The organism is Mesotoga sp. B105.6.4 (assembly GCF_002896535.1).
Taxonomy (GTDB): Bacteria; Thermotogota; Thermotogae; order Petrotogales; family Kosmotogaceae; genus Mesotoga.
Window position 1 is genome coordinate 46,938 of sequence record NZ_JWIM01000034.1, and the last position, 10,809, is coordinate 57,746.

At 45.4% G+C, this 10,809-nt stretch carries 10 protein-coding genes; 5 read left to right on the plus strand and 5 right to left on the minus strand.

Translation table 11 applies throughout. The features are described from left to right. The first annotated feature begins 99 nt into the window (after nt 1-99). Nucleotides 100-1,284, plus strand: a complete 1,185-nt coding sequence (locus RJ60_RS08135; RefSeq protein WP_099829174.1) for an alkaline phosphatase family protein — start codon at nt 100-102, stop codon at nt 1,282-1,284. Here RJ60_RS08135 and tsaB read toward each other — a convergent pair. The 5 genes from tsaB to hrcA are packed head-to-tail and all read right to left on the minus strand — an operon-like array spanning nt 1,281 to nt 5,631. Next, on the minus strand, nt 1,281-1,940 hold the full coding sequence (gene tsaB / locus RJ60_RS08140) for a tRNA (adenosine(37)-N6)-threonylcarbamoyltransferase complex dimerization subunit type 1 TsaB (RefSeq protein ID WP_099829175.1): 660 nt from the start codon (nt 1,938-1,940) through the stop codon (nt 1,281-1,283). The two genes, RJ60_RS08135 and tsaB, sit on opposite strands and share 4 nt — an antisense overlap. Before the next feature lie 9 nt (nt 1,941-1,949). Beyond that, on the minus strand, nt 1,950-2,807 hold the full coding sequence (locus RJ60_RS08145) for a YitT family protein (RefSeq protein ID WP_102818838.1): 858 nt from the start codon (nt 2,805-2,807) through the stop codon (nt 1,950-1,952). Nucleotide 2,808: 1 nt separating this feature from the next. Beyond that, nucleotides 2,809-3,936: a molecular chaperone DnaJ gene (gene dnaJ / locus RJ60_RS08150; protein WP_099829177.1), complete on the minus strand. Its 1,128-nt coding sequence runs from the start codon at nt 3,934-3,936 to the stop codon at nt 2,809-2,811. A 21-nt stretch (nt 3,937-3,957) separates the two neighbouring features. Continuing rightward, nucleotides 3,958-4,575, minus strand: coding sequence for a nucleotide exchange factor GrpE (locus RJ60_RS08155; protein ID WP_099829178.1), 618 nt, complete (start codon nt 4,573-4,575; stop codon nt 3,958-3,960). Between the two features lie 12 nt (nt 4,576-4,587). Then, nucleotides 4,588-5,631, minus strand: coding sequence for a heat-inducible transcriptional repressor HrcA (hrcA, locus tag RJ60_RS08160; RefSeq protein ID WP_099829179.1), 1,044 nt, complete (start codon nt 5,629-5,631; stop codon nt 4,588-4,590). Between the two features lie 107 nt (nt 5,632-5,738). Between hrcA and RJ60_RS08165 the strand changes: the two genes are divergently transcribed. From RJ60_RS08165 to murD, 4 genes are read left to right on the plus strand one after another with little or no spacing between them, the layout of a single operon-like run. Beyond that, on the plus strand, nt 5,739-7,235 hold the full coding sequence (locus tag RJ60_RS08165; RefSeq protein WP_099829180.1) for a UDP-N-acetylmuramoyl-L-alanyl-D-glutamate--2,6-diaminopimelate ligase: 1,497 nt from the start codon (nt 5,739-5,741) through the stop codon (nt 7,233-7,235). Next, complete coding sequence (gene murF / locus RJ60_RS08170) at nt 7,232-8,557, plus strand: UDP-N-acetylmuramoyl-tripeptide--D-alanyl-D-alanine ligase (RefSeq protein ID WP_099829181.1); 1,326 nt, start codon at nt 7,232-7,234, stop codon at nt 8,555-8,557. Before RJ60_RS08165 ends, murF begins: the two co-directional genes overlap by 4 nt. Next, nucleotides 8,550-9,476 (plus strand): phospho-N-acetylmuramoyl-pentapeptide-transferase, encoded by a 927-nt coding sequence (locus RJ60_RS08175; protein WP_099829182.1) that lies wholly within the window; start codon nt 8,550-8,552, stop codon nt 9,474-9,476. The genes murF and RJ60_RS08175 overlap by 8 nt, the downstream gene beginning before the upstream one ends. Then, the gene (gene murD, locus RJ60_RS08180; RefSeq protein WP_243392246.1) at nt 9,477-10,808 is read left to right on the plus strand and encodes a UDP-N-acetylmuramoyl-L-alanine--D-glutamate ligase; all 1,332 of its coding nucleotides are present in this window, start codon (nt 9,477-9,479) and stop codon (nt 10,806-10,808) included. The last annotated feature ends 1 nt before the right edge of the window (nt 10,809 follow it).

Genomic DNA, 10,809 nt, shown 5'->3' on the forward strand with positions numbered 1-10,809 from the left:
AAGGATTCAGTAAAGTTTTTTCTCACTCTGTTAGAGTGTAGATACTAGTAAGATAGGAATCTGTCGCACTCAAGATTGTCCAGATGGAAGGTGTTGCAGATGGAGTTCATTTATCCCAATTACGACACAGGTTCAATAGTAAACCTATCAGCTGCCATTCTGAAGCACTTCGATGCTGAGATACCTTCAGGGGTGAAGGAGTATTGCTTCTCAGAACACGGAATTAGCATCGATGGAATAGATAAGCTAGTGGTATTCATAATCGATGCTGTTGGCTATTATAACTTGATGAAGGTCCTTGAGAAAAGCAGTTTCAAACACTTCTCTGTCGAAGATGTAAGAAGTCTGACTTCTGTCTTCCCTTCAACCACTTCCAGTGCTCTCACTTCGTTGTTCACGGCCACAACGCCTGGAGAGCACGGAGTACTCGGGTATCTTCTCAATATTCCAGAGTACGGCGGACTAGTGAATATGATCGAGTTGACTCCCTACACTCAGGATAGAGACAATCTCACCAGATTGGGCTTTGACCCTCTTAAGTACAATCAAAATCCAACTATCTTCGAATCTCTGAAGGAAGCTGGCGTAAAAGGTTATCATCTCACATCCAAGAGTTTCGTGAACACAGGACTGACGAGAATGCATTCCCGCGGAGGCATAGCCAGGGGTGTTCATGGATTGGGAGATATGTTCGAGGAACTCAATACCATCCTTGCTGCGGATGAATCCGAAAGTCTGACGGTTGTCTACTGGGGTCTTATCGATACTTACGGTCACAAGTACGGTCCAAACTCCTTATCTTTCACTTCGGAAACCGCAGCTCTTATCTCGGCGATCGAAGGGTTCTTCGATGAGACGACTGAGAGAAACACCGCATTCTTCATCACTGCCGATCACGGTCAAATCGAAACCCCTTGGGAGCAAGAGATCTGGTGGTCAAAGTTCGACGATATCTTCGATGAGATGTACTCCATGCCGGGAGGTGAACAGCGCATGTCCTACATATATTCTCTCGATAAAGAAAAAACAAGAAAGAAGATGGAAGAGCTTTTTGGAGATTCTATTGAGATCATAGAGCCATCCCGTCTTGATGAAATAAAGCTCTTCGGCAGGCCTCTGAGCAATTCTTTCAGGAAGAGGATAGGTGAGCTCATTACCGTATCCAAGGACGACTCATCATTGTGTTTCAAATACACAGGTCAGGAACACTCGCTCAAAGGAAGGCACGGAGGTTTGACAAAGGAGGAAATGAACGTCCCTCTAATACTTCTGAGAAGGGATTAGTGGCTTTTTTCAGTCTTTCTATTCTCCCAGTTTATTTCAGCGATTGACTTCTGCAAGTATATCGGTTTAAGGTCAGAATAACCTATGAACTCTCCTGCAGCAAACTTCTCAACTGCGATTTCTCTCATCGCTGAGGGGTCCTGATGTCTCACTTCACTGCAATCAAATCTTTCGAAGGCCTGTTCTATTTCACCGTCAAAAAAGAGTTTCGTCCCTGACAAGTCGATCGCGGAGACTAACTCGGCGGTACTACTGAACTCAGTTTCTCTGACTGGCACTCTCTCTCTGTATTCTCTCCAGTAATAGTGCCCCTCTCTTCCGCGTCTCAGGAGAATGAATCTCTCATCACCGATCGAGCTTGCCAGTATATCAAGAGAGTTAAAAGGAACTACGCGGATATCATACGGAAAGGCGATACCTTTGGCTGTTGCAATGCCTACTCTCAAACCCGTAAGGGAACCGGGACCAACACCGACCCCGATGAAGTCGAGTTTCGGGACCTCAATCTTGAGATTCTCTATCATCTGCTCTACCATTACGGCTAACAAAGAACCGAATTTGTCGATTTCTCGAGCCTTTATCTCCATCTCTCCCCTGCCATTACAGGCCGAGAGAAGAAGAGTTTTAGAAGAAGTGTCGAAACATATATACTTCATCGCATCTCCTCAGCTGAGATTCTTGAAGCCTTCACCGAAGACCTCGGCATTGTTCACAATTATCACAAAAGCCCGTTTGTCTGTGGCCTTCACTATATGCCTTAACTGCCCTATCTCTCTTCTTCTTATTGATACCATCAAAACAGGTCTGTCTTCTCCGGAAAAGCCGCCCGTCGCCTTAATCATCGTCGTGCCACGCTCCATTTCCTCAATAATTCTCTTCTTTATTGAATCACTTTCCACGCTAATAATGAAAGCCGTTCTTGTGTTGCCGATACCCTCGATTATCCCATCTATTGTCTTGCTTGTAGTGAAAATCGTTATTATTCCGTACATTGCTGCGATAGGTCCGAATACGACAATGGCGAGCATTGTGATTAGTGAATCGCTTATTAACAGACCCGTTCCTGTGCTGAAATTCAGATACTTTGAGAAGATCATAGCAAGTATATCTGTTCCTCCAGTGGAAGCTCCGCGCCACAACACCAAGCCCATGCCAGCACCAGCAATAACGCCACCGTAGATTGCCACCAGCAGAAACCCGTCTTGTGTAGAAGAAGCATCGAAAACCGGGAAGTCCAGCTTCTGAAGAAGATCAACCGTTATGGACATAAGTACCGCCGAGTAGATCGACTTTATTCCAAAACCTACTCCCAGAATCACGAATGCAAGAAGAAAGAGAGCAATGTTGTACACAAACATCTGAGCTCCCACCCAGAAACCGAAGACCCTGTAGATAATTATTGCAAGCCCGCTGACGCCGCCGGCGATAATGTTGTTCGGAATCAAAAACGAAACAATTGAAACAGCAGTCAGTATTGAACCGACCGTAATCAGGAAGTAGTCAACGAATACCTTCCTATTCACTTCACTCTACGACCCTTGAGTTTTTCAGTTTTGCGATTTGCTGTAGGAGCTTCCTCTCTTTGCTTGAAGGCTTGTTAATATTCACCCTCACCGTTACGAGAAGATCTCCACGCCTATTGCCGGAAACACTTGGAACACCAAGGTTTTTCATCCTGAATACCGTGTTTGGACTAGTTCCCGCCGGGATCTTAAGGGTCTCCGTACCTCCTTCGGGAAGGGGTATCTCAACCGTGGTGCCTAGTGCACCTTCAACATAGTCTATCTCCTTGGTAATATACAGATCGTTTCCACTACGTCTGAACTCCGAAGGCATTTCGACTCTTACACTTACGTAAAGGTCTCCGTACGCACCTCCATTCTGCCCTGAATTCCCGTGACCGCCAATTCTAAGAGTTGCTCCATTCTCAACTCCTGCAGGAATCGTAACGCTCACCTGGTGTCTCTCCTTCACGTAGCCTCTGCCGCTGCACTGACCGCAGCGCTTATCGATTATCCTTCCCGTTCCGTTGCAGGTATTGCAGGCATGAGTGTTGCTGAACATCCCAAAGAATGATCTATGCTCCTCTTTCACATAACCGCTTCCATTGCAGGTAGGACATGTCCTGAAACTCGTGCCGTCTTCGGCTCCCGTTCCTTTACACTTGTGACAGACCTTATTTCTGTCATACTCAAGTATCACTTTCTTCCCAAGTATTACGTCTTTCAAATCTATGGCAACCGAAGCATGAATGTCCTCTCCCCTAACCGCTCTTGGACTCTGGGATCTGGAACTCGTACCTGACCTGCTTCCTCCAAAGAAGACATCGAAGACATCCTGAAAATCGCCGAACATATCGTCGAAGCTTCCTCCAGCGCTTCCAGGAGTTCTTCCAGAGCCACGGCTATAGGAAGAAGGATCTCCCACATATCCGAAACGGTCGAACATCGCACGCTTTTCTTTGTCGGACAAGACCTCATAGGCCTCCTGAATCTCTTTGAATTTCGCTTCGGCATCCTTCTTGTCTGCACCTTTGTATGCATCAGGATGCCATTCCTTGACGAGTCTTCTGTAAGCCTTCCTTATATCTTCATCAGACGCATTTCGTGAGACTCCTAGAATCTCATAATAGTCTTTTCTTGATTGAGCCATCTAAATCACCACCGAATGCTCTTATTCAGACTCGGAAGAGTTGTTTATGGCAACAACGACTCTTGCAGGTTTGAGAACCTTGCCGTTAAGATAGTATCCATGTTCGACGACATCATGAATCGCCATATCGGGAACATCGTTTGAAGTAATCGTCTCTTCAACTTCATGAGTGAAAGGATCAAAGGGCCTGCCCACCTCGGGGATTATCAGGGATAGCCCTTCGTCGAACATGAGCTTTTCAATCGATTTATGAATAAGCCTGACACCAGAAATGAACCCTTTCCTAGAATCTTCTGAGTTTCGCAGAGCGCGACCAAGATTTTCATAGATTTCGATGATTCTAAGGATCATCCTCTCTTTGTATCTTTTTGCATCCTCCTCCGACTCACGAATAAGAGCATTTCTATAGTTGATGAATTCCGATCTCAGCCTGGAGTTTTCATCTTTGAGAACCCTTATTTCATTCTTAAGACTCTCCACTTCATCTATTTCAAGCTCCTTTTCTTGTTTTTGTACGTCTTCCAACTTAGTTTCTTCCTCTTTTACTTCTTCGGACACATTTGGTTCATTCTCTTCTTCAATCGAGCCACCCTTTTTCTCTAGATCCTCGAGATTCTTGGTGTTCTTGTCCTCCAACATAGTTCACTCCTCCTATCTATTCGAAAAAACCTCTGATAATCTGTTAATTGAGAAGTCGAGATAGGCGTTTACCTTCTCATAGTAAGTCAGCTTAGGCGAGATAACGAATACACTACCAATCTTCTCATCGTTTCTGGAATAGGGAGATACAAATACGGCAAAGTTTCTGAGCTCCTCTCTGCCAACTTCCTCACCTATGAAAACTCTTTGATCATAAATATCGCCAAAGGAGTTAAGCAATATCTCAAGATTCCTCGGATTCTCAACCGATCTTACGAGTCCGGAAATGTCGGCAGAGTCCAGAAGATCGTTTGAAATTATGAACTCCAGGCCATATTTGTAGTACTTCTCTTCGTTCTCCTTATCAAAGATACTCTGAAGAAAATTTATTATGTCTTGCAATCTCCTATCATGCCACTGATCGTACCTCAGTTCAACGTCCCTTATTCCCTTTCTTATTTCCCCGATTGTCTTTCCTACGACTGCCATGTTCACGTACTTCTGGAAGCTGTCTATATCGAATTCACTAGCTCCAAGGAAGACTGTCGTATTTAGACTGACTCCAAGATCGGTTACAATGGATACATTAAGATAACCATCGGTTATCTTCGAGATCGAAACGCTGTTCACCAGCAGTCTGTCAAACTTCGGCTTCTCAATGACCACAAAACCCGATACAGCACGTGCCAGAATTCTGGTCATACCCTGAAGAAGATGCTCAACATCACCCACAGTGCTGGTCTGTCTTATTGCAATTGCTACATTGCTTTCTTGAAGATCCTCGGTGATCGTTTTAACTGAATCGAAATAGAACCTTAAGCCCTTGTCGGTCAAAATCCTGCCTGCTGAAGTATGAGGTTGATAGATATAACCTAAAAACTCCAGCTTTCGCATGTCGTTTCTTACGGTCGCAGAACTATACTTGAGGTTAGAGTGCTCCAGAACCTGCTTTGAACTCACAGGTCTTCCAGAGGCTATGTATTCTCTCGAAATACAATAAAGCACTCTTATCTGCCTTGGATTCAATTCTGGACCACCTGTACGTTTTCTTGACACCTAGCACTCCCTCCCATAGACTGCTAATAAATGTTACCATATGCCGCCTCTGTTGTCAACTTCAGAGACCGGTGATACAATCTTTAAGAGCGAAAGGGGTGTGATCAATGAGGTTATCTCAGGTCATAGAACTCCTCGGTAACAGTGTTCTTCAGGTTGTGAATCCCGGCAATACAGATCCGGAATTTGATCATATCGAGAGTGACTCACGTGTTCTTAGAGAGAGAAACCTCTTTGTATGCATTAAGGGTTCGAGCTTTGATTCACACCTGGTTGTGAGGGAGCTTCAGAGAAGGGGCGCAGTCGCTCTGATAGCGGAGCTGCCGATTGAAGACGAAGAAGTCGTCGTTCCGATTGTTTACGTGAAGAGTTCTCGTCTTGTTGAAGCACTACTTACCATGGAGGAGCACAGCCATCCTTACAGAAAACTCACTACTATCGGTGTAACTGGCACAAACGGGAAAACAACAATTACAACTCTCATCTATCACGTTCTCTCTTCCTTTGAGAGAAAGGCATCTTTAATTGGCACCGTTAGAAATGTGGTTGGCGAGAGCATTTACTCAAATCCAAAGAACACCACTCCGGGACCTATAGAACTTGCTAAGCTTCTCCAACTGTCGGCGGAGAAGAAGAGTGAATACTTCATTATGGAGGTCTCATCACACTCTCTTTCGATGAACAGGGTCGAAGGTATGCGTTTCGATGTCGGGATAATCAGCAATGTTACGAGAGATCATCTAGATTTCCACCCGACTTTCGATGATTACTATAGATCAAAGATGAGACTGTTCTCGTTGTTGAAGACTAATGGAATCGCCATTGTAAATGGAGACAAGATAAACATTGCAGATATCCATATAGCCAGAAACAGGATAACAACCTACGGATTTGGCGATGAATCAGATTACAGAATCGAGAATCTCGATATATCGAGGACGGGGATGGACTTCACCATACAGACTCCATACGGTTCTTCCCATAGAATATATTCGAGATTGATCGGCGAACATAATGCTTACAATATTGCAGCAGCAGTAGCAACTCTAAACTCACTGAATTACGACCTCGACCACATCGCTAAAGCCATTTCTTCCTTTGGAGGGGTACCGGGGCGATTCGAGTTTGTTGAGGAGGCTACCAAATATGGCTTCGATGTGGTAATAGACTTTGCCCATACGCCAGATGCTCTTGAGAAGCTTCTTAAGACAGCGAGAAGACTGACTCCCGGAAGACTAATCCTGGTATTTGGTGCCGGCGGGTCGGCCGATAAGGGGAAGCGACCGCTGATGGCAGAAGTATCTTCGAAGTTCAGCGATGTGGTTATACTCACTTCTGACGATCCGAAACTCGATGATCCCACCGAGATTCTTAGCGATCTCGAGAGCGGAGTAGACAAGTTCAAACCTTATCTCGTCATTCCCGATAGACGGGAAGCTATATCGGTTGCTCTCACCCTAGCAAACCGCCAGGATATGGTCTTGATAGCAGGACGTGGTCACGAAGACTTCCAGCTTCTGCGTGACAGGAAGATCCCCTTCAACGACAAACAGGTCGTAAAAGATATTCTAGAAAGTAAGTTTCGGAGGCACATCAAGAAGTGATTCCAACATCGGTAATTGAAGAACTCTTGAGTTACTCGGAAGATAGTCGAATTGCTCTCGATTCCAGAAAGGTGTCTGCCGGAGACGTCTTCGTCGCAATAAAGGGAGATATAGCCGATGGAAATGATTTCGTTGAAGACGCATTATCTGCTGGCGCGACTCGCGTTTTTTCGAACAGACCGTGCGCGGATCCTAGAGTGATTACGGTTCATGATACGGTTGAGCTTCTTATGGAAGCGGCTAAGGAAGTCATATCGCGCTCGCACCTCAAGAGCAGAATAGCCATAACCGGCTCCAACGGAAAGACCACGACGAAGGAAATCACAGCCTTTCTTCTTTCACAGCTTGGAAAGACCTTCAAAACGGCCGGCAATCTCAACACAGAGATAGGCTTGCCTCTCTCCTTACTCGAAAACAGGAGGGAGCTGCTATCGGCTAAATATGGGGTTTTTGAACTAGGTACCAATGCCAAAGGAGACATAAGAAGACTTGTGGATCTTGTTGAACCCAATCTTTGCGTTCTTCTAAATGTCGGCACGGCACACGTTGGAAACTTTGGAGGAATCGATGAACTGCTTGAAGAGAAGTTGTCAATCTTCGAATCAGGAAAGCTCTCCAGAGCTGTTTTGGGCGGAACCGACGAAAGATTGAGGAAATTCGCCGCCGATATGCCTGTTGAAACTCGTCTCTTTGGAAGGAATGACGCAGACTTTTCCATAGTAGACTTCTCTTACGGCAGTGGCGAGACTTTGCTTCATTTCGACTGCGAAGGCGATAGATTCGTCCGACTTAAAGGTATCTGGAGTCTTGGACAGTTGATGGATCTGGGGGCCGCTTACCTTGTGGCTAACTTTGAAGGCCTCGAAGAACCTTCAATCTTCCTGAGCGATTACAAGTCTCCATTCAGAGATCGTTTCAGCGTCGAACACCTTCATGGAATAACTCTGATCAGCGATTTCTACAACAGCAGCCTCGAATCTTGGGAGTCGGCAATTGTCTCTATTGAGAAGCTCAGTTACTCCCGAAAAATCGCTGTAGCGGGCTCTATACTGGAGCAGGGCGAAGAAGAAGCTAATACTCATGAAAAGCTTGGCAGATTGCTGGGGAAGTTCGATATTACGATTCTTTTCAATCATGACAAAGCGATTGAGGCTGCATCGAAGTATGTAGAACCCTCGCTAATTACTGACAGTGTTGAACAGTTAGCCGAATGGCTATTCGAGAACGTAAGAAAAGGGGACCTGGTTTTTCTCAAGGCTTCAAGGGCAGTAGCCCTGGAAAGAGTGCACAAAGCGTTTGTCGAGATGATGAGAAATGCATAGGGAAGCCCTTTCCTTTCTCCTGGCATTTCTGCTGGCAGCTATTGTCATTGAGCCTTTCAAGAGATTTCAAAGGAAGAAGAAAATAGGCCAGTACATTCGAGAAGAAGGACCGGACCTCCATAATTATAAAACGGGAACACCAACAGCCGCCGGAATTGTCTTTCTTCCTATTGCTCTTGCAATTTCCGTCATATTTGCCTTTAGGATAGAGGTTTTGCTGGTTGTTCTTACGGGCGTTTTATTTGGCCTGATAGGTCTCGTAGACGATGTCTCTAAGATCGTTAAGAAGAACGCATCCGGTTTGAGTGGCAAGAAGAAGTTGTTGCTTCAATTGGCTTTTGCATCAGCCATGGTCTTGGTCATTCAGGTTATCAATCCACATACTCACATGGCGTTTCCACTTTTAGGAGAGATAGATTTTGGCCTTGCCTACTATCCAATATCGACCGTGGTAATTGCCGGAATGAGCAATGCAGTTAACCTTGCTGACGGGGTAGACGGGCTGGCAGGTTCTATGTACATATTCTCGCTGGCTCCAATGATGCTTCTTCCAGTTTGGCAGAATGGGATAATCGCACCGATTTGCGGTGCACTGGCAGGATTTCTGTGGCACAACTGGTTTCCCGCCACGGTTTTTATGGGCGACACAGGGTCGATTTCTCTCGGAGCAATGATAGCCGTGATGTTCGCATTGGACGGACGGGAAGGCTTCCTTCTCTTTTTCGGTATGATGTTCCTCGTAGAGATGTTTAGCGTGATTATTCAGGTGTTTTCATTCAAAGTCTTCGGGAAGAGAGTGTTCAGGATGTCTCCAATACATCATCACTTCGAACTGCTCAATTGGAAGGAAAGCAAAATCGCTTTCAGGTTTTCATTGATCGCTTTTATTGGTGCAGTCTTCGGTCTGCTCTCATGGTAGGTGAATAGTTTGCTTGAAGGAAGAATCGGTCTTGTGGGATTTGGCGTCTCAAATCAGACGCTCCTGAGAAGGTTAGTAGAAGATAAAGATCCTTTCTCTTTGTTCGTCTCCGACAACGGTAATATTGGGGATGAAGGAAAGAGAATACTGAAAGAGAATCTAGTGGAGTATGAAGAAGGCGGACATACGGAAAGGTTGTTCAGCTGCGATGCTTTCGTGGTTTCACCCGGTATATCGCCCTTTTCCGATGTCGGCAAAAGGATAATTGACTCTGGAAAGCTCTTCACTACAGAACTCGAAATCTCCCTTGACCGACTGTGGTCAAAACCAAGAGGGACGGTCATTGGCGTAACCGGAACAAATGGAAAGTCGACAACCGTAACGATGCTGAATCACATTATCTCCGGAAAGAATAAGAAGGTCTTTCAGGGCGGGAACCTCGGAAACCCTCTTGCAGGAGTGAAAGACGACTTTGATTACTATATTCTGGAGGTTAGCTCCTTTCAGCTAAGATGGTTTGCAGAGGAAAAAATACGGTTCCACCTGTCCGCTATAATAAACCTAGGAGAGGACCATCTAGACTATCACAGGAGCATTGACGATTACTTCAAGTCGAAGTTGAGAATTGCAAGAATGACTGAGGGTTTCACTCTACTGCCGAAGGCTGTAGCAGACAGTCAAAAGGAGAATCTTGCCAACTGCAAGCTCATGCCTTTCTCTACTTCCTGCGAAGCAGACAACTGCTTCGACAGGGAACATTTAATGGTAGCGGGAGTGCCGTTTGAGACTTCATCCCTTCCGTTCACCGGACTACACAACTATGAAAATTCTCTTGTAGTTCTCATGATCTCACGACTCATTGGGCTGTCTGCAGAAGATGTTTTTGAAGAGCTGAGAAGCTATTCATTTCTCTCCCATAGACTTCAGCTGGTAAGAGAGTTTGAAGGAGTCAAGTACTACGACGATTCGAAGGCGACCAACGCCCACGCAGTCAGTGCCGCTCTGAGGAATTTCGAACTATCGAAAACAATTCTGATTCTCGGGGGTCAGGAGAAGGATGAGACATACATCGAGTTGATCGAACAGCTTGGTCAACTTAAGCACGTGGTTATGCTGGGAAACTCAATGAAGATATTATCTGCTAAACTTCAAATGAGAGGAATACCGTTATGCATTGCAGGAAACATGGCAGAAGCAGTTGGTATTTGCAGAAGGTTAGCACTCTCAGGCGATAGCGTAGTGCTGAGTCCGGCCGGTTCAAGCTTTGATCTTTACAAGAACTATGGAGAAAGAGGAAATCATTTCAGAGAGATAGTCAGCGCATTGGAGTAGT

What these genes read in the sequence shown, in the direction of transcription:
- RJ60_RS08135 (WP_099829174.1), top strand. Translation starts at nt 100, where the DNA reads ATGGAGTTCATTTATCCCAATTACGACACAGGTTCAATAGTAAACCTA.
- tsaB (WP_099829175.1), bottom strand. Translation starts at nt 1,940, where the DNA reads ATGAAGTATATATGTTTCGACACTTCTTCTAAAACTCTTCTTCTCTCG.
- dnaJ (WP_099829177.1), bottom strand. Translation starts at nt 3,936, where the DNA reads ATGGCTCAATCAAGAAAAGACTATTATGAGATTCTAGGAGTCTCACGA.
- RJ60_RS08155 (WP_099829178.1), bottom strand. Translation starts at nt 4,575, where the DNA reads ATGTTGGAGGACAAGAACACCAAGAATCTCGAGGATCTAGAGAAAAAG.
- RJ60_RS08165 (WP_099829180.1), top strand. Translation starts at nt 5,739, where the DNA reads ATGAGGTTATCTCAGGTCATAGAACTCCTCGGTAACAGTGTTCTTCAG.
- RJ60_RS08175 (WP_099829182.1), top strand. Translation starts at nt 8,550, where the DNA reads ATGCATAGGGAAGCCCTTTCCTTTCTCCTGGCATTTCTGCTGGCAGCT.